This window comes from Acidovorax soli (assembly GCF_900107605.1).
GTDB classification, from domain to species: Bacteria; Pseudomonadota; Gammaproteobacteria; order Burkholderiales; family Burkholderiaceae_C; genus Acidovorax; species Acidovorax soli.
This window is the reverse complement of the sequence record NZ_FNQJ01000005.1, coordinates 95,500-113,858: the sequence shown is the minus strand read 5'-3', so window position 1 is coordinate 113,858 and position 18,359 is coordinate 95,500. Positions and strand designations below refer to the sequence as shown.

The 18,359-nt window shown below is 66.6% G+C and carries 18 protein-coding genes; 13 read left to right on the top strand and 5 right to left on the bottom strand.

Annotation, left to right across the window (positions count from 1 at the left end):
- Positions 1–110: 110 nt before the first annotated feature.
- The 6 genes from BLW02_RS06240 to BLW02_RS06215 all read left to right on the top strand — a co-directional run bounded on the left by BLW02_RS06240 (position 111) and on the right by BLW02_RS06215 (position 5,558).
- A complete protein-coding gene (locus tag BLW02_RS06240; RefSeq protein ID WP_092697508.1) occupies positions 111–959 on the top strand; it encodes a 3-hydroxybutyryl-CoA dehydrogenase in 849 nt (282 codons plus the stop codon).
- 142 nt (positions 960–1,101) lie between these two features.
- A complete protein-coding gene (locus BLW02_RS06235) occupies positions 1,102–1,563 on the top strand; it encodes a MarR family winged helix-turn-helix transcriptional regulator (RefSeq protein WP_092697507.1) in 462 nt (153 codons plus the stop codon).
- Between the two features lie 67 nt (positions 1,564–1,630).
- Complete coding sequence (locus BLW02_RS06230; RefSeq protein ID WP_092697506.1) at positions 1,631–2,047, top strand: organic hydroperoxide resistance protein; 417 nt, start codon at positions 1,631–1,633, stop codon at positions 2,045–2,047.
- A 107-nt stretch (positions 2,048–2,154) separates the two neighbouring features.
- Entirely contained in the window at positions 2,155–2,922 is a 768-nt protein-coding gene (locus BLW02_RS06225; RefSeq protein WP_092697505.1) for a metallophosphoesterase family protein, read from the top strand.
- On the top strand, positions 2,919–4,355 hold the full coding sequence (locus BLW02_RS06220; RefSeq protein WP_092697504.1) for a bifunctional serine/threonine-protein kinase/universal stress protein: 1,437 nt from the start codon (positions 2,919–2,921) through the stop codon (positions 4,353–4,355). Before BLW02_RS06225 ends, BLW02_RS06220 begins: the two co-directional genes overlap by 4 nt.
- 162 nt (positions 4,356–4,517) lie before the next feature.
- Positions 4,518–5,558 (top strand): serine/threonine protein kinase, encoded by a 1,041-nt coding sequence (locus BLW02_RS06215; RefSeq protein ID WP_092697554.1) that lies wholly within the window; start codon positions 4,518–4,520, stop codon positions 5,556–5,558.
- Positions 5,559–5,638: 80 nt separating this feature from the next.
- On the opposite strand, the gene BLW02_RS06210 is transcribed toward BLW02_RS06215, so the two are convergent.
- The 3 genes from BLW02_RS06210 to htpG all read right to left on the bottom strand — a co-directional run bounded on the left by BLW02_RS06210 (position 5,639) and on the right by htpG (position 9,152).
- Positions 5,639–6,631, bottom strand: coding sequence for a Bug family tripartite tricarboxylate transporter substrate binding protein (locus BLW02_RS06210; protein ID WP_092697503.1), 993 nt, complete (start codon positions 6,629–6,631; stop codon positions 5,639–5,641).
- 89 nt (positions 6,632–6,720) lie between these two features.
- The gene (locus BLW02_RS06205) at positions 6,721–7,155 is read right to left on the bottom strand and encodes a hypothetical protein (RefSeq protein WP_092697502.1); all 435 of its coding nucleotides are present in this window, start codon (positions 7,153–7,155) and stop codon (positions 6,721–6,723) included.
- 23 nt (positions 7,156–7,178) lie between these two features.
- Positions 7,179–9,152, bottom strand: coding sequence for a molecular chaperone HtpG (htpG, locus tag BLW02_RS06200; protein WP_092697553.1), 1,974 nt, complete (start codon positions 9,150–9,152; stop codon positions 7,179–7,181).
- Between the two features lie 278 nt (positions 9,153–9,430).
- On the opposite strand from htpG, the gene aqpZ reads away from it, so the two are divergent.
- From aqpZ to BLW02_RS06185, 3 genes are read left to right on the top strand one after another with little or no spacing between them, the layout of a single operon-like run.
- The gene (gene aqpZ / locus BLW02_RS06195; RefSeq protein ID WP_092697501.1) at positions 9,431–10,135 is read left to right on the top strand and encodes an aquaporin Z; all 705 of its coding nucleotides are present in this window, start codon (positions 9,431–9,433) and stop codon (positions 10,133–10,135) included.
- Between the two features lie 42 nt (positions 10,136–10,177).
- Complete coding sequence (locus BLW02_RS06190) at positions 10,178–10,762, top strand: hypothetical protein (RefSeq protein ID WP_092697500.1); 585 nt, start codon at positions 10,178–10,180, stop codon at positions 10,760–10,762.
- A 13-nt stretch (positions 10,763–10,775) separates the two neighbouring features.
- On the top strand, positions 10,776–11,279 hold the full coding sequence (locus BLW02_RS06185; protein WP_092697499.1) for an SRPBCC family protein: 504 nt from the start codon (positions 10,776–10,778) through the stop codon (positions 11,277–11,279).
- Between the two features lie 84 nt (positions 11,280–11,363).
- Here the strand turns inward: BLW02_RS06185 and BLW02_RS06180 are convergent, their stop codons facing one another.
- Together BLW02_RS06180 and BLW02_RS06175 are read right to left on the bottom strand one after the other, a co-directional pair.
- Entirely contained in the window at positions 11,364–12,164 is an 801-nt protein-coding gene (locus BLW02_RS06180) for a pseudouridine synthase (protein ID WP_425285648.1), read from the bottom strand.
- A gap of 416 nt (positions 12,165–12,580) precedes the next feature.
- The gene (locus BLW02_RS06175; protein WP_092697498.1) at positions 12,581–13,306 is read right to left on the bottom strand and encodes a Crp/Fnr family transcriptional regulator; all 726 of its coding nucleotides are present in this window, start codon (positions 13,304–13,306) and stop codon (positions 12,581–12,583) included.
- 206 nt (positions 13,307–13,512) lie between these two features.
- On the opposite strand from BLW02_RS06175, the gene BLW02_RS06170 reads away from it, so the two are divergent.
- The 4 genes from BLW02_RS06170 to BLW02_RS06155 are packed head-to-tail and all read left to right on the top strand — an operon-like array spanning position 13,513 to position 18,303.
- Positions 13,513–15,447 carry an AMP-dependent synthetase/ligase gene (locus BLW02_RS06170; protein WP_092697497.1) on the top strand — a complete coding sequence of 645 codons (1,935 nt, stop codon included), beginning with the start codon at positions 13,513–13,515 and terminating at the stop codon, positions 15,445–15,447.
- Between the two features lie 18 nt (positions 15,448–15,465).
- Positions 15,466–16,251, top strand: coding sequence for an ABC transporter ATP-binding protein (locus BLW02_RS06165; protein WP_092697496.1), 786 nt, complete (start codon positions 15,466–15,468; stop codon positions 16,249–16,251).
- Between the two features lie 16 nt (positions 16,252–16,267).
- On the top strand, positions 16,268–17,197 hold the full coding sequence (locus BLW02_RS06160) for a branched-chain amino acid ABC transporter permease (RefSeq protein WP_092697495.1): 930 nt from the start codon (positions 16,268–16,270) through the stop codon (positions 17,195–17,197).
- 29 nt (positions 17,198–17,226) lie between these two features.
- Entirely contained in the window at positions 17,227–18,303 is a 1,077-nt protein-coding gene (locus tag BLW02_RS06155; RefSeq protein ID WP_092697494.1) for a branched-chain amino acid ABC transporter permease, read from the top strand.
- Positions 18,304–18,359 lie beyond the last annotated feature (56 nt).

Below are 18,359 nucleotides of genomic sequence, written 5' to 3'. Positions count from 1 at the left end.
TTTGTCTCTTCCGCCTGTGGTGCGGCGGTCTGCGGACACGATAACCGAACGGACATGCGCTCCCTTTACCATCTCGGCTGTCTGTTTCACTTATGAAGAGGGCTTTTTCTATGACGATTCAAACCGTTGGCATCATTGGTGCCGGCACCATGGGCAACGGCATCGCGCAGGCCTGCGCCGTGTCGGGCATCAACGTGGTGATGGTGGATATTTCTGACGCCGCCGTGCAAAAAGGCCTGGCCACGGTGGCCGGCAGCCTGGACCGCCTGATCAAGAAGGAAAAGATCAGCGCCGCCGACAAGGACGCTGCCCTGGCGCGCATCAAGGTCTCCACCAGCTACGACGAACTCAGGGCCGCCCAGCTGGTGATCGAGGCCGCCACCGAGAACTACGCGCTCAAGCTCAAGATCCTCCAGCAGGTGGACGGCATCGTCGGCCCCGACGTGATCATCGCCTCCAACACTTCGTCGATCTCCATCACCAAGCTGGCCGCCGCCACCAGCCGCGCCGACAAGTTCATCGGCATGCACTTCTTCAATCCGGTGCCGATGATGGCGCTGGTGGAAATCATCCGTGGCCTGCAGACCAGCGATGCCACGCACGACGCCGTCAAGGCCATGGCCGAGGCGCTGGGCAAGAGCCCCATCACCGTGAAAAACGCTCCCGGCTTTGTGGTCAACCGCATCCTGGTGCCCATGATCAACGAAGCCTTCTTCGTGCTGGCCGAAGGCCTGGCCACGCCCGAGGACATCGACGCCGGCATGAAGCTGGGCTGCAACCAGCCCATCGGCCCGCTGGCCCTGGCCGACATGGTGGGCCTCGATGTGTGCCTGGCCGTGATGGACGTGTACCTGGCCGAGTTTGGCGACAGCAAGTACCGCGCCTGCCCGCTGCTGCGCGAAATGGTGGCCGCTGGCCGCCTGGGCCGCAAGACCGGCCGGGGCGTTTACAGCTACTGAGCCCTGCGGCAACGCATGGCACAGCACAAGGCGTCCGAGGGCGCCTTTTTTCGGCCCGGCGAGTTGCCAGAAGTCCTTCTCGCGATAAAGGTTTTTGGCAATTAAATTTTACACAATTTAATTGCCAGCAAAAATACAGGCCATGCCACGCAAGACCACGCCCCTTTCACCGAGCCCCGCCACGCTGCAACTGGACAACCAGGTGTGCTTTGCGCTGTATTCGGCTTCACTGGCCATGACCAAGCTGTACAAGCCCCTGCTGGACACCATCGGCCTGACCTACCCGCAATACCTGGTGATGCTGGTGCTGTGGGAAGGCGACGGCATCACGGTCAGCGCCCTGGGCGAGCGCCTGTACCTGGATTCGGGAACGCTCACCCCGCTGCTCAAACGCCTCGAAACATCGGGGCTGATTGCCCGCCTGCGCGACGCCGAGGACGAGCGGCGCGTGCGCATCCGCCTGACGCCCGCGGGGCGGTCGCTGCGCGATGCCGCAGAACGCATTCCGCCTTGCGTGCTGCAGCGCAGCCAGTGCACGCGGCCCGAGCTGGCGGCACTGACCGGCCAGCTCAAGACCCTGCGCGCCCGGCTGAGCGCGCCTTGATGGCATCCACCCGTTCACGTTCCCTCACCGTCCCGCGCTGCGGGCATTACCTGCAAAGGAAGACACCATGGCCTCGCTTGAAAAAGTTCTGTACACCGCCCACGCCCACACCACCGGGGGCCGCGACGGCGCCTCGCGCACCGATGATGGCCGCCTGGACATCCAGCTGTCGCCCCCCGGCACCTCCGGCACGGGCACCAACCCTGAGCAACTGTTCGCGGCCGGCTACTCGGCCTGCTTCATCGGCGCCATGAAGGCCGTGGCCGGCCAGCAGAAGATCACCCTGCCCCAGGACCTGGCCATTGACGCCAGCGTGGACCTGGGCAAGCTCGGCGCGGGCTATGGCATTGCCGTGCGCATGGCCATCAGCCTGCCTGGCATGGACCGTGCCGCAGCGCAGGCCCTGGTGGATGCCGCCCACCAGGTCTGCCCCTACTCCAACGCCACGCGTGGCAACATCGACGTGACGCTCACACTGGTCTGAAGCACCGGCAGCGCCGGTAGGCCTGGTGCTCCGGCGACCCGCCGGCACAGCCTTCTGGTGGCATGCCGACAGGCCTCGGCTAGGATGGTGCCATCAAGGAGGCACCGATGAAGCTGGCGCTGCTGTCAGACATTCATTCCAACCGCCAGGCGCTCGACGCCTGCATGGACCACGCCCGCGCGCAGGGCGCGCAGCACTTTGTCTGGCTGGGCGACCTGGTGGGCTATGGTGCCGACCCCGGCTATGTGGTGCGGCAGGCCATGGCGTTGGTGGCAGAGGGCCACTGCGTGATCGGCGGCAACCACGACGCCCTGGCCGTGCACCCCCCGGCTCCAGGTGACCGGGCCGCCAGCACCGTGGCCGCACAGGGGGCCGGCTGGACCCACGACCAGCTCACGCCGCCGGAGCGCGCCTTTCTTGCGAACCTGCCCCTCGTCGCCGAGGTGGGCGGCGTCCTGCTGGTGCATGCCAGCGCCGACGCCCCCGAGCGCTGGCGCTATGTGGACAACGAAGCCGTGGCGGGCCAGTGCCTGGACGCCGCCGCCCAGCGCCCCGGCATCCGCCATGTGTTCTGCGGCCATGTGCACCAGCAGACGCTGTACTACCGTGGCACCGGGCGGAGGCTCATGCGCTTTGTGCCCCAGCCGGGCGTGGCCATTCCGGTGGCGCCACGCCGGCAATGGGTGGCCACCATCGGCTCGGTGGGCCAGCCGCGCGACGGTGACCCGCGCGCCATGTACGCCCTGCTCGACACCGACGCCTGGCTGCTGCGCTTCGAGCGCGTGCCCTACGACCATGCCGCCGCTGCCGCCGCCATCCGGGCCACAAACGCCATGCCCGATTACTTTGCCCTGCGGCTGGAGGCCGGCCGGTGAAGCTGCTCGAACCCGGCACCGAAATCGATGGCTTCACCGTGCTCGAATGCATCCATTCGGGCGGCATGGCCCATATCTACCGCGTGGAATACGCGGTGGGCGCGCCCAACCCTGGCTTTCCCCTGGCCATGAAGATCCCGCGCATGACGGCGGGCGACGGCGCCGAGAACATCGTCAGCTTCGAGGTCGAGCTGCAGATCCTGCCCGTGCTCACCGGCCCCCATGTGCCGCGCTTTGTCGCCGCGGGCGACCTGGAACGCCTGCCCTACCTGGTCATGGAATACCTGACGGGCCGCACCCTGCAGCACTGGCTGGACATGGCCGGGCGGCCCGACGTGGCAACCATCGCCCGCCTGGGCGCCGCCATGGGGCGTGCCGCGCACAGCCTGCACCAGCAGAACGTCTGCCACCTCGACCTCAAGCCCGGCAACGTGCTGTTCACCCACGACGACCATGCCGTGCTGCTCGACTTTGGCCTGTCGTGCCACGCCCACTACCCCGACCTGCTGGCCGAAGAGCTGCGCCGCGCCGTGGGTTCGCCCGCCTGGATCGCGCCCGAGCAGGTGGTGGGCGTGCGCGGCGACCCGCGCAGCGACATCTTTGCCATCGGCGTCATGCTGTACGAACTGGCCACGGGCGAGCTGCCCTTTGGCGCGCCCACCACGCCAGGCGGCCTGCGCCAGCGCCTGTGGATGTCGCCCATGCCGCCGCGCCAGCACCGCCCCGACCTGCCCGAATGGCTGCAGGAAACCATCCTGCGCTGCCTGGAACCCGAGGCCGCCAAACGACACCCCTCGGCCGCGCACCTGGCCTTCGACCTGGCCCACCCCGACCAGGTGCCCGTCACCGAGCGCGGCCAGCGCCAGCGCGGCCCGGGCGCACGCACACACTTCAAGCGCTGGATCAAGGCCGCCGGCATGCACTACCAGCCCAGCCCGCTGCCCACGCGCCAGATCGAAGAAGTGCCCATCGTCATGGTGGCCGTGCCGCACGACGACGTGACCGATGCCACCCTGTATTCGCTGCGCCAGGCCGTGGGGCGCTCGCTGGGCATCCGCCCGGGTGCGCGGCTGGCCTGCGTCACCGTGATCTCGCCCTCGGCCAGCAGCAGCACCGACAGCGAACACAGCGAAACCGCGCTGCACCGCCAGCACCGCGCGCGTCTGCGGCAATGGGCCGAACCGCTCGACCTGGCGGACCACAGCGTGAGCTACCACGTCCTCGAAGCGGGCGACGTGGCCCAGGCGCTGGTGCGCTACGCCGAGGGCAACCAGGTCAGCATGATGATCCTGGGCGCCGCCACGCATGGGCTGCAGACCCAGCGCTTCATCGCCACCGTGCCCATGCGCGTGGCCCGCGACGCGCCCTGCACCGTCATCCTGGTCAAGCAGGCCCTGCCCTTTGCCCAGCTGGCACGCGAATACAGCGAGTAAGCCCCAACGGGGCGGCTGTATCCACCCGTCTTTTCCTATTAAAAATAGAGCTTCTTGCGCAATGCCATCGGGTGGCAGAGCCCATTTATCCAAGATTCTGGTCATGCCAGGCGCCCTGCCATGCCCGCGGTGGGGCCACTGCGGCCGGGCGACAATGGCCCGATGCACATTTCCCCCGAAGCGCCTGGTGCGCACCCCTTTGCCACCCTGACCCCCGACGCCGTGCTCGACGCGCTGGCCAGCGTGGGCCTGTATGGCGATGGCCGGCTGATGGCGCTGTCATCCTACGAAAACCGCGTCTACCAGGTCACGCTGGAAGACGGCGAACGCGTGGTCGCCAAGTTCTACCGCCCCGGCCGCTGGAGCGAGGCGCAGATCCTCGAAGAACATGCCTTCGCCGCCGACCTCATGGCCGCCGAGGTGCCCGCCGTGGGGCCGCTGGTGCTGGACGGGCGCACGCTGCACCCGCACGGCGGCTTCATGTTCTCGGTCAGCCCCTGGCGCGGCGGCCGCCAGCCCGAGCTGGACGATTTCGAGGTGCTCGAATGGATTGGCCGCTTTCTGGCGCGCATCCACACCGTGGGTGCGGCGCAGCCCTTCACCCACCGCACCGCGCTCAACCTTGCCCAGTTCGGCACCGAGCCGCGCGACTGGCTGCTGGCGCACGACCTGATCCCGCTCGACGTGCAATCGGCCTGGCGCGACGCTTGCGAAAAAGCGCTTGATTTGATTGCTGGCAGCGCAGGCGATACCACCGCCGCAGGCCCCTTTGGCCTCCAAGACGCCACCCCGCTGCGCCTGCACGGCGACTGCCATCCCGGCAACATCCTGTGGACGCCCTTGGATGAATGGGGGCGCGGCGGCCCGCACTTTGTGGACCTGGACGACGCCCGCATGGGCCCGGCCGTGCAGGACCTGTGGATGCTGCTGTCGGGCGACCGGCGCCAGCGCACGCACCAGCTCGGCGCCCTGCTCGATGGCTACGAACAGTTCCGCAGCTTTGACCGGCGCGAGCTGGCCCTTATCGAACCGCTGCGCACGCTGCGCCTGATCCACTACAGCGCCTGGCTCGCCCGGCGCTGGCAAGACCCGATCTTCCCGATCAACTTTCCGTGGTTTGGCAGCAGCGACTACTGGAAGGGCCAGGTGGACATGCTGCACGAGCAGATCGAGGCGATGCAGGAGGAGCCGCTGGTGGGGTGAGGCATGGAAGGCGGGATGCGGCCAAGAGCGACTCCGCTGCACATGCTTCCTGCCCTCTCCATTACCAACACCGCGCCCGATCAGTCCATTTTGACGCCGGAGATTTTCACCAGCTTCTGGATCACAGGGTCTACGGCGTCGAAGTCTTTGCGGAACTGGGCCGACCCGCCTGGCACGCCCTCCAGGCCAAAGACCTGGAAGCGCGCCTTCATGGCGGTGGAATGGATGATTTCCACCGTCTCTTTTTCCAGCCGCTGCAAGATGGGCTTGGGGGTGCCGGCGGGCGCCAGCAGGGTGAACCAGGCGACGGTGTTGAATTCGGCGTCAGGAAAGCCCTGCTCGGCCATGGTGGCTACGTCCGGCATGTCGGCCAGGCGCCGGGGGCCAAAGATGGCGATCGGCCGCACGCGCTGATCCTTGATCACGCCCTGGGCCGCCGCGACGGTTCCCAGGCCCCAGGGCACCACGCCGCCCGCCAGGTCCTGGATGTGCGGCGCCTCGCTCTTGTAGGCGACGTGGGTCATGTCCAGCTTGCGCGAATCACTCAGGTAGGCGCTCATCAGGTGGCCCGCCGAGCCCTGGCCGTAGGAGCCGTAGTTGACCTTGCCCTTGTTTTGCTGCGCCCAGGCCATGAATTCCTTCATGTTTTTTACCGGCACGTTGGCGTTGACCATCATCACCAGGCTGGTGGACGCCAGCTGGGTGATGAACTCGAAGTCCTTGCGGATGTCGTAGGGCACCTTGGCAAACATGTGGTGGACATAGAACACCGGCGTGGAATAGGCCACCAGCAGCGTATGGCCATCGGGCGCGGCGCGGGCCACGGCCTGGGTGCCCAGCATGCCGGATGCGCCGGTCTTGTTGTCCACCACCACGGCCTGGCCCAGGCGCTTGCCCAGCTGGTCCGCCAGCACGCGCGCCACCACGTCCGTGCCGCCGCCTGCGCCAGCCGGCACCACCAGGGTGATGGGTCGGCTGGGGTAGTTGTTGGCAGCGGCGCCGGTTTGCGCCTGCGCGAGCCCGGTGGCACCCAGGGCCAGGGCCAGGGTGGCCAGCAAGGTTGTGGTCTTCATGTGCCGTCTCCGTTTGTGTCATCAAGGAGACGATGTTGGGGGAACGCGGCGCCCCATGCCATTAGGGGATACCTGCAGCGCTGGCTGCTTCAGCAGCCCCCGTGCACCCTGCAGGCAGGCACGATCCGGCCGCTGGAGTCGCGCCACTGGATCTGGTCAAGGTCGGGCGCTGGCGCGGGTGCGTCGGCGGGGATATCGGGGGCCGCTGCAGGCCGCTGCGGGTCATGCAGCACGGTCGATGTGCCCACGCCTGCACCAACGCGGGCGCCGCCCACGCCGGTGGATGCACCAACGCCCGCGCCGCCCACCACCTGCCCGCGCTGGTTGACGCCGACACCCACGCCCAACGGCCCGGCGCCGGCGCCCACGCCGGCGCTGACCCCGCCACTGCCCACCCCCACGCCCACGGAGACGGGGCCGACGGGGATGCCAATGCCCACGCCGGCGCCCACCGAGCCGCAGCCCGACAGCATGGCGGCCAGCACCAGTGCGACGCAGGGCAGTGCTCGCGACAAGGTCAGCATGGCCAGGCTTTGCGCGGTGCGGCTTACGCCAGCAGCGCGTTGACGCGCTTGACGTAGGCCGACGGGTCCTCGGGCAGGCCACCTTCGGCCAGCAGGGCCTGGTCGAACAGGATGTGCGCCAGGTCGTGGAAGTGCACGCTGCCGTCGAGCTTTTTCACCAGCGCGTGCTCGGGGTTCACCTCCAGCACCGGCTTGGTTTCGGGGGCCTGCTGGCCGGCCTGCTTGAGCATGCGGGCGAGCTGGGTGCTCATGCCGTCGTCCTGCACCACCAGGCAGGCGGGCGAATCCACCAGGCGCGAGGTCACGCGCACGTCCTCGGCCTTGTCCTTGAGCGCCTCTTTCAGCTTGGCCAGCACGGGCTTGAAGGCTTCGGCGGCTTCTTCTGCGGCCTTTTTCTCGGCTTCGTCCTGCAGCTTGCCCAGGTCCACCGCGCCCTTGGCCACGCTTTGCAGCGGCGTGCCGTCAAAGTCGTGCAGGTAGTTCAGCGCCCACTCGTCCACGCGGTCGGTCATCAAGAGCACCTCGATGCCCTTCTTCTTGAAGACTTCAAGCTGCGGACTGTTCTTGGCGGCCGCCAGGGTGTCGGCGGTGATGTAGTAGATGGCCTCCTGGCCTTCCTTCATGCGCGCCTTGTAGTCGGCAAAGCCCACAGTGAGGGTGTCGCTGCTGGTGCTGGCAAAGCGCAGCAGCTTGGCCAGGCGCTCGCGGTTGCCGAAGTCTTCGCCCAGGCCTTCCTTCAGCACGGCGCCAAACTCGCTGTAGAACGCGGTGTACTTGCCTTCCTTGGCCTTGTCGTCGGCATCGACCACATCGGTCACGCCATCGGCATTCTGCGTGGTGTCATGCCGGTCGTGCTTGGCCAGGTCTTCCAGCATGCTCAGCACACGCTTGGTGCTGCCCTCGCGGATGGCGCGCACGTCGCGGCTTTCCTGCAGCAGCTCGCGGCTCACGTTGAGCGGCAGGTCGGCCGAGTCGATCACGCCCTTGACGAAGCGCAGGTAGCTGGGCATCAGCGCCTCGGCGTCGTCCATGATGAACACGCGCTTCACATACAGCTTCACGCCGGCCTTCTTGTCGCGGTTCCACAAATCGAACGAGGCCTTGGCGGGGATGTAGAGCAACTGCGTGTATTCGGTGTTGCCCTCGACGCGGTTGTGCGCCCAGGTCAGCGGGGCCTCGTGGTCGTGGCTGATGGTCTTGTAGAACTCGGCGTACTGCTCGTCGGTGATGTCCTTCTTGGGGCGCGTCCACAGGGCGCTGGCCTTGTTGATGGTTTCCCACTCGCCGGTCTTGACCATGCCGCCGGGCTGGCGGCCGCCGTTTTCGTCATTGGGGTTGATGAGCTCGCCGTCTTTCCACTCTTCCTTTTCCATCAGGATGGGCAGGCTGATGTGGTCGGAGTATTTGGCGATGACCTGCTTGAGCTTCCAGGCGTTGAGGTATTCCTCGGCATCGTCGCGCAGGTGCAGGATGACGCTGGTGCCGCGCGCGGGGCGGGTGATGGTCTCGACCTCGAAATCGCCGCTGCCGCCGCTCACCCAGCGCACGCCTTCGTCGGCCTTCAGGCCCGCGCGGCGCGATTCCACGGTGATCTTGTCGGCCACGATGAAGCCCGAATAGAAGCCCACGCCGAACTGGCCGATGAGCTGGGCATCCTGCTTCTGGTCACCCGAGAGCTTGCCCATGAAGTCCTTGGTGCCGCTCTTGGCAATGGTGCCCAGGTGGTCGATGGCCTCCTGCGCGCTCATGCCGATGCCGTTGTCGGTGATGGTCAGCGTCCTGGCTGCCTTGTCGAAGGTGACCCGCACTTCGACGTTGGGGGCGTCTTCGTACAAGGCGTTGTTGTTCAGCGCTTCAAAGCGCAGCTTGTCGCAGGCATCGGAGGCGTTGGAGACCAGCTCGCGCAGGAAGATTTCCTGGTTGGAATACAGAGAATGGGTGACAAGGTGCAGCAACTGGGCCACTTCGGCCTGGAAAGACAGGGTTTGTTTGCTCATGGTGTCGGTTTCTGGTGCCATCAATGAAAAAGGGGAACGGCCCGTAGCTGGGGGCGCGGGGCAAATTATCCATAGCGCGCAAGGGCCGGCGTGCCAAGCAAGCCCACCCCCACCGGGCCGCACGGGCTCAGGATGGATGCAACGTTTGACAATTCATTGCCAAATGAGGCCATCGCTCGTCTTTTTCAACATTTAGGGTTATTGTGGTGCGGTTCTGCGCAAGCAGAGCTGGCTGCCGCCAATACCGCCACCACACTTTTCTTCCAGGGAGTATCACCATGGACAGCAACGTCAAGAAATGGTCCGCCGAATTCATCGGCACGTTCTGGCTCACCTTTGGCGGCTGCGGCAGCGCGGTGTTGGCCGCTGCCTTTCCGCAACTTGGCATCGGCTTTCATGGCGTGGCGCTGGCCTTTGGCCTGACGGTGCTTACCGGGGCCTACGCGCTCGGCCCGATCTCGGGCGGGCATTTCAACCCGGCCGTTTCGCTGGGTCTGGTGGTGGGCGGGCGCTTCAAGGCGTCGGAACTGCCCGGCTATGTCATTGCCCAGGTGCTGGGCGCCATCGCGGCAGGGGCGGTGCTGTACGCGGTTGCCACCGGCAAGCCCGGCGCCGAGCTGGGCGGCTTTGCCACCAACGGCTATGGCGCACATTCGCCCGGCGGGTACGGGCTGGTGTCGGCGCTGGTGATCGAGGTGGTGCTGACGGCCATCTTCCTCATCGTAATCCTGGGCGCCACGGCGCGGCGGGCCGCGAGCGGCTTCGCCGGCCTGGCCATCGGCCTGTGCCTGACCTTGATTCACCTGATTTCCATTCCCGTGACCAACACCTCCGTCAACCCCGCACGCTCCACCGGCGTGGCCGTGTTCGGCCCCGAGATCGCCATGGGCCAGCTCTGGGTTTTCTGGGTGGCCCCCCTCCTGGGTGCGGCCATTGGCGCCCTGATCTACCGGAGCCTGCTGTCGAACGGGCAGGAAGACTGAGCCCCGCACCGACCTCCGACCACCACGCGGCCCGCGCATGGCATGGCCGACCCGCTGACCGACGCCGAAGCCCGCTTTGGCGCACTGCAGAGCTACCAGGTCACGCTGCGCTCCACCCATGGCGCGGGCGTGCAGGAGGTGATCCGCTACTTCTACCGCAAGCCGGGGTGGGTGCGCATGGAATTCGAGCAGCCGCACCGGGGTGCCATGCTGGTCTATGCCCCGGACACCCGGCGCGTGCGGCTGTGGCCCTTCGGCCTGGGCCATTGGCCGGCGCTGGACCTGGCGCCGGACCATCCGCTGCTGCACAACCCGCACGGCCACCGCGTCGATCGCTCGGATGTGGGCGTGCTGCTGGGCAACATGCTGGCGCTGCGCCAGCGCGGCAGCATGTTGCCACCGGACGCGGCGGCGTGGGCCGGCCAGCCGGCGACCGCCCTGGACATCACCGGGCCGCCCGGCGGCGGCGCGGACACGGTGCAGCGCTATCGGGTATGGCTGGCCAGCGACACCCTGTTCCCGCTGCGGATGGACAGCTTCGCGGCCAACGCGGGCCTGCTGGAGAGCGTGGACATGGGCGATGCGCAAATCGACGTGCGATTTCCCGAGCATTTCTTCACCCCCTGAGCATTCGCCCCGCATGCGCGCACCTTCCGCCACCGTTTACCGCCTGACCACGCGCTGGGGCTTTGACGCACCGCTGGACGCCGTATGGAACGCCATCGTCGATGCGGAGCACTGGTCGACCTGGTGGCCGGGCATGGACTGCGTGACCCTGGAGCCCGGCGATGCCCAGGGCCTGGGCGCGCTGCGGCGCTACACCTGCCGCGGCGCCCTGCCCCTGCACCTGCGCTTCAACGCCCGGGTCACGGATATCAGCCCGCAACAGCGGATCGAGGGGCGGGCCTGTGGCGACCTCGTGGGCATGGGCCGCTGCCGCCTGGGCCATGCCCAGGGGCAGACCACCGTCTGCTTCGACTGGCAGGTGCACACCACCGGCGTCTGGCTGAACCGCCTCGCACCGCTGACCCGGCCGCTGCTGCGCTGGAACCACGACCAGCTCATGCGGGCCGGGGGCCGGGGACTGGAACGCCTCCTGGCACGCAGCGCGGCCGGCAGCACTGTCAAAAAAGAGAGCGTGTGACGCTTTTACCTGAAGGAGAAATTTCCCTCTGGAACCGCCCAATGGCATGCGCCATCAGCTCACTTTTTTGCAGCATTCAACGCATCAGAACCGCTCGCCCGGCGCCAGGTAGCGCCATTGCCCAACAGGCAGGTTGCCCAGCACCACGCGGCCCATGCGGATGCGCTTGAGTCCCACCACCTTGAGGCCGACCTGCTCGCACATGCGGCGGATCTGGCGCTTCTTGCCCTCGGTGAGCACGAAGCGCAATTGCTCGGGGTTCTGCCACTCCACCTTGGCCGGCTTGAGCGGCTGGCCGTCCAGGCTCAGGCCGTGGCGCAGGCGCGCCAGCAGTTCGGGCGGAAACACCGCCTGCACGTTGGTGCTGACGGGGTCGCGTTCGTTGATTTCCTGCAGTGGTGCGCTGCGCTCGCCGGGGTGCCGTGGCGCGGCCTGGCCGGGCCCTTCGTAAACCACGCGCACCAGATATTCCTTGTCGATCGTGGAGTCCTCGCCAATCAGCTGGCGGGCCACGCGGCCGTCCTGTGTCAGCACCAGCAGGCCCACCGAGTCGATATCGAGCCGCCCGGCGGGCGCCAGTCCGCGCAGCTGCGGCGGCGAAAACCGGATGCGGCTGGGATCATCGCGCCAGTGCGTGCGCGGGTTGATCAGTGCCACGGCGGGCGTATGGCCGTCCTCGGCCTGGCCGCTGACATAACCCATGGGCTTGTGCAGCAGGATGGTGACGCGCTGTTCCTGAAAACCCTGGGCGACCTTGTCCACCTCGATGCGGTCGGCGGCCGTGACCTGCAGGCCCATCTCCGCCACCTCGCCGTTGACCTTGACCCAGCCCTGGGCAATCCAGTCGTCGGCCTCGCGGCGCGAGCACAGGCCCAGCTCGGCCATGCGTTTGTTCAGGCGGGACGTGACCAGCCCGTTGGCAGCGACTGCAGGGGCCGCCCGCACGGGCGCCTGGCGAACCGGTGCCACAAACGGGCCCGACGCCGTGCGGTAGTTGGGGGGCGCGGGGCCCCTGGAGGGCCGGGGCGGCGGGGCAGGCCGGACAGGCGCTGCCTTGGCCGCCACGGTGGGGCGGCGCAGCACGGCGCGCGCGGGGGCGGCTGCGGGCGCTGCAGGCACAGAAGCGGGTGGGCCGCCCGCGTCGGAGGCGGGGGCGGCAGCGGGGCCGGCAGGCGGGCGGGGGCGGGAAGAAGACATGTGCGTATTTTCGCCTGCCAAGCCAGGCTGCCCCATGGCGCTGAGCCTGGCGCGCCTGCCAGGCCAAAAAATCACCGGCCGGCAAAGGCCGCGCAATGCGACAGCTACCCGGCTTCTTTCCGCTGAAAGATGCTGGACCGCAAGGCGCACAGATCCAGTACCCGCAGCCCGCCATATTCGATGCGAATGGCCCCTTGCCGCTCCAGCGCCGCCAGGGCCTCGTTGACCCGCTGGCGCGACAGCCCCACCAGATAGGCCAGCTCCTGCTGCGTGATGCGCAACACCTCGCCCACGCCGGGATACAGCACGGGGTTGAACAGCGAGGCCAGGCTGCGCGCCACCCGCACATCGGGGTTGTTCAGCCGGTCGATCTCGCGCGCGGCAATGAACTGGGCCAGGCGCTCATTGAGCTGGTTCATCACGAAGCGGTTGAAACCGATGGAGTGGTCCAGCAGCCAGTGGAAGGTGTCGATCGGCAGCCCCGCCACCACGCTCTTGCGCAGGGCCTGGATGTTGTAGCGGTAGGGCTCGCGCTTGAGCGCGGTGCCCTCGCCAAACCAGCCGCCGGGCGGCACGCCGGTGAAGGTCATGGTCTGGCCCTGGGCGTTGTCGTTGCTCATCTTGAGCAGGCCCTCTACCACGCCAAACCAGTAGGTCACCGGCCGCCCGAGACGGCAGACAAAGTCGCCCGCTTTCGCGTCCCCCACCCGCAGCGAGTCCACGGCGCGCTCGCGTTCTGCGGGCAGCAGCGGGGCCAGCCACGGGATATCGTCCAGTTCTGCTTCGGTGGGCGGACGGCGGCGCTGGTGCAGGGACAGATCGTGGGTCATGCGCGTGTCTTCGGGGCGGTGCAGAGTCGGTTGCTTTCGTTGGACCGGGCATCAAGGGTTCAACCCCATGAGGACTTTCCCGCAAATTGTCGTCCGAAAGACATGCCAGCGTCAAAGCCCGTCCTAGCATGGAACCCAATGCACTGCCCCAGCCTGCAGCGCGCCCGGCAGCCACCGGGCTGACACCACCCTTATTAGGAACCGGAATGAAGACCACGTTCCCGCAACTGCTGCTCCAGCATGCCGCCGAGCGCCCCACGGCCCCGGCGCTGCGCGAAAAAGAATACGGCATCTGGCAAACCTGGAGCTGGCAGGAGGCCGCCGAAACCGTGCGCCACATGGCCTGCGGCCTGGCAGCCCTCGGACTGGAGCGGGGCCAGAACCTCGCGCTGGTGGGCGACAACCGCCCCCACCTCTACATGGGCTTCATTGCCGTACAAAGCCTGGGCGGTATTCCCATTCCTCTGTACCAGGATGCCGTGGCATCCGAGATGGCCTTCGTCATGGAAGACGCCGAGGTCCGGTTTGTCTTCACCGAAAACCAGGAGCAGGTGGACAAGCTGCTGGAAGTGCGCGAGACCCTGCCCGGCATCGCGCACATCATTTACGACGACCCGCGCGGCCTGCGCGACTACGACCAGCCCGGCCTGATCAGCACCGAAAAGCTCCTGGCCCTGGGCGCCGAATGGGACCGCGCGCACCCCGGCGCCTGGGATGCCATGGTGGCCAGGAACCAGCCCGACGATGTGTCGGTGATCCTCTACACCTCGGGCACCACCGGCAAGCCCAAGGGCGTGTGCCAGACCCACGCCAGCTTCATCGCATCGGCGCAAGGCGGGGTAGAAGTCGATGGACTGAACCCCAACGACAACGTCATCTCCTACCTGCCCCCGGCCTGGGTGGGCGACCACCTGTTCTCGCTCGCGCAATGGCTGGTGGCGGGCTTCACCATCAATTGCCCCGAGTCGGCCAGCACCGTCAACATCGACCTGCGCGAAATCGGCCCCACCTACTATTTCGCGCCGCCGCGCGTGTTCGAGGGCATGCTGACCTCGGTCTCCATCCGCATGGAAGACGCCGCGCCCGCGAAACGCTGGCTCTATGCCCGGTGCATGAACCTGGCCCGCCGCGTGGGTTCCGACATCCTGGACGGCAAGCCCGTGGCGCTGTCGGACCGCATCCTCTACCGCCTGGGCGACATCGCCATCTATGGGCCGCTGCGCAATGTGCTGGGCCTGTCGCGCCTGCGCGTGGCGTACACCGCCGGCGCTGCCATCGGCCCCGACCTGTTCCGCTTCTTCCGCTCGATCGGCATCAACCTCAAGCAGCTTTACGGCCAGACCGAGACCTGCGCCTACGTGTGCATCCAGAAGAACCGCCAGGTCAAGCTCAACACCGTGGGCCAGGCCGCACCGGGCATCGAGCTCAAGATCGCCGACAACGGCGAGGTGCTGGTCAGGGGCGTGTCGGTGCTCAAGGAGTACTACAAGCGCCCGGACGCCACCGCCGAGGTGATCGACGCCGACGGCTACTTCCACACCGGCGATGCCGGCGTGCTCGATGAAGACGGACACCTGCGCATCATCGACCGCGCCAAGGACGTGGGCAAGCTCCATGGCGGCGCCATGTTCGCGCCCAACTACATCGAGAACAAGCTCAAGTTCTTCCCGCAGATCAAGGAGGTGGTGTGCTTCGGCCACCACCGCGACCAGGTGTGCGCCTTCATCAACATCGACTACGAAGCCGTGGGCAACTGGGCCGAGCGCCAGGGCCTGCCCTACGGCGGCTACGTGGACCTGGCCTCCAAGCCGCAGGTGCTGCAGCTGATTGCGGACTGCATTGCCCAGGTCAACGCCGATCTGGCCGCCGAGGCCGGCATGGCCGACACCCAGGTGGCGCGCTTCCTGGTGCTGCACAAGGAACTGGACCCAGACGACGACGAGCTCACCCGCACCCGCAAGGTGCGCCGCAATTTCATTGCCGAGAAATACGCCGTGCTGGTGGACGCGCTCTACACGGGCAAGGCCGAGCAGTTCATCGAAACCCAGGTCAAGTTCGAGGATGGCCGCACCGGCAGCGTGAGCGCCACGCTCAAGATTCTCGACGCCAAGACCCATGCGCCTGCCAAGGCCGCCGCCTGAGACACCGGAAAGCAGCCCATGAACCAGAAAAAGATTGGCGACGTCATCCTGGACGTCAAGAACATCAGCCTGCGCTTCGGCGGCGTGAAGGCGCTGACCGACATCTCGTTCAACGTGCGCGAGCACGAGATCCGCGCCATCATCGGCCCCAACGGTGCCGGCAAGAGCTCCATGCTCAACTGCATCAACGGCGTGTACACGCCGTCCGAAGGCTCCATCACCTTCCGGGGCAAGACCTTTGCCCACATGAACTCGCGCCAGGTGGCCGAGATGGGCGTGGCGCGCACGTTCCAGAACCTGGCGCTGTTCAAGGGCATGAGCGTGATCGACAACATCATGACCGGCCGCAACCTCAAGATCAAAAGCAATCTGCTGCTGCAGGCGCTGCGCATCGGCCCGGCCGAGCGCGAGGAAATCCGCCACCGCGAGTTCGTCGAGCACATCATCGACTTTCTCGAAATCCAGGCGCACCGCAAGACCCCCGTGGGCCAGCTGCCCTACGGCCTGCAAAAGCGCGTGGACCTGGGCCGGGCGCTGGCCATGGAGCCGCAGGTGCTGCTGCTCGATGAGCCCATGGCGGGCATGAACGTCGAGGAAAAGCAGGACATGTGCCGCTTCATCCTGGACGTGAGCGCCGAGTTTGGCACCACCATCGTTTTGATCGAACACGACATGGGCGTGGTGATGGACATCTCGGACCGCGTGGTCGTGCTCGACTACGGCAAGAAGATCGGGGACGGCACCCCCGATGAAGTGCGCAACAACGAAGACGTGATCAGTGCCTACCTGGGCACCAGCCACTGAAGGCCGGAGAACACACATGGCATTCTTTCTTGAAACCCTCATTGGCGGCCTCATGGCCGGCATGCTGTATTCCCTGGTGGCGCTGGGCTTCGTGCTGATCTACAAGGCCTCGGGCGTGTTCAACTTTGCACAGGGCGCGATGGTGCTGTTCGCGGCGCTGGCCATGGCGCGCTTTGCCGAATGGATTCCGAAGTGGACCGGCATCGACAATCCCATCGTGGCGAATCTCGCGGCCTTCGTGATCGCGGGCGCCATCATGTTCGTGGTGGCCTGGGTGATCGAGCGGCTGGTGCTGCGCCACCTGGTGAACCAGGAGGGCGCCACGCTGCTCATGGCCACGCTGGGCATTACCTACTTCATGGAAGGCCTGGGCCAGACGCTGTTCGGCAGCGACATCTACAAGATCGACGTGGGCATGCCCAAGGACCCGATCTTCATGCTGGAAAGCATGTTCCAGGGCGGCATCCTGGTGAACAAGGAAGACGTGATCGCCGCCGCCATCGCCGCGGCGCTGGTGGCCCTGCTGTCGGTGTTCTTCCAGAAGACCTCCACCGGCCGCGCCCTGCGCGCCGTGGCCGACGACCACCAGGCCGCCCAGTCCATCGGCATCCCGCTCAACCGCATCTGGGTGATCGTGTGGTGCGTGGCCGGTGTCGTGGCCCTGGTGGCCGGGATGATCTGGGGCAGCAAGCTCGGCGTGCAGTTCTCGCTGACCACCGTGGCGCTGCGCGCGCTGCCGGTGGTGATCCTGGGTGGCCTCACCTCGGTGCCCGGCGCCATCATCGGCGGGCTGATCATCGGCGTGGGCGAGAAGCTCTCCGAGGTGTACCTGGGCCCCTATGTGGGCGGTGGCATCGAGATCTGGTTTGCGTATGTGCTGGCGCTGGTGTTTCTTCTCTTCAGGCCTCAAGGGCTCTTTGGAGAAAAAATTATTGATCGCGTGTAAGCCATCACAAGAACAACAGGAGACACACCATGCTCTACCGCGAAAACGGCCAGTTCAAGACCAGCTACCGCGCCGACCAGCAGATCTTCCCGATCGCGCAGGACCGCCTTGCCATCGGCATCCTTCTGGCCATTGCCTTCATCGCCGTGCCCATGCTGGCCAGCGACTACATCTTCCGCGCCATCCTGATCCCCTTCGTGATCATGTCGCTGGCGGCTTTGGGGGTAAACATCCTGGTCGGCTACTGCGGCCAGATCTCGCTGGGCTCGGGCGCCTTCATGGCCGTTGGCGCCTATGGCGCCTACAACTTCTTCGTGCGCTTCCCGGGCATGCCGCTGATTCCGGCGCTGATCCTGGGCGGGCTGTGCGCCACGTTCTTCGGCATCCTGTTCGGCCTGCCCAGCCTGCGCGTGAAGGGGCTGTACCTGGCCGTGGCCACGCTGGCCGCGCAGTTCTTCAGCGACTGGATGTTCCTGCGCATCAAGTGGTTCACCAACAACTCCGACTCGGGCTCGGTGTCGGTGAGCAGCCTGCAGGTGCTGGGCCTGCCCATCGAGAGCGCCACCAGCAAATACCTGTTCTGCCTGGCCCTGCTGGTGATCGTGGCCCTGCTGGCCAAGAACCTCGTGCGCGGCGCGATCGGACGCGAATGGATGGCCATCCGCGACATGGACGTGGCCGCTGCCGTGATCGGCATCCGCCCCATGTACGCCAAGCTCAGCGCGTTTGCCGTGAGCTCTTTCATCATCGGCATGGCCGGCGCGCTGTGGGCCTTTGTGCACCTGGGTGCCTGGGAGCCGGCCGCGTTCTCGGTGGAAATTTCGTTCCGGCTGCTGTTCATGGTGATCATTGGCGGCCTGGGTTCCATCATGGGTGGCTTTTTCGGCGCGGCCTTCATCGTGGTGTTGCCCATCGTGCTCAACCAGTTCCTGCCCGCACTCCTCGGTGTTTTTGGCATCGAAATCTCCACCGCCGGGGTCTCGCACGCTGAACTGATGATTTTTGGCGCCCTCATCGTCTGGTTCCTCATCGTGGAGCCGCACGGCCTGGCCAAGCTGTGGTCCACCGCCAAGCAGAAGCTGCGCCTGTGGCCGTTCCCCCACTGAGCGTGCAGCCCATGAGGAAACCCCTTACACGCAATTCCCGATACGGACTGCCTGCA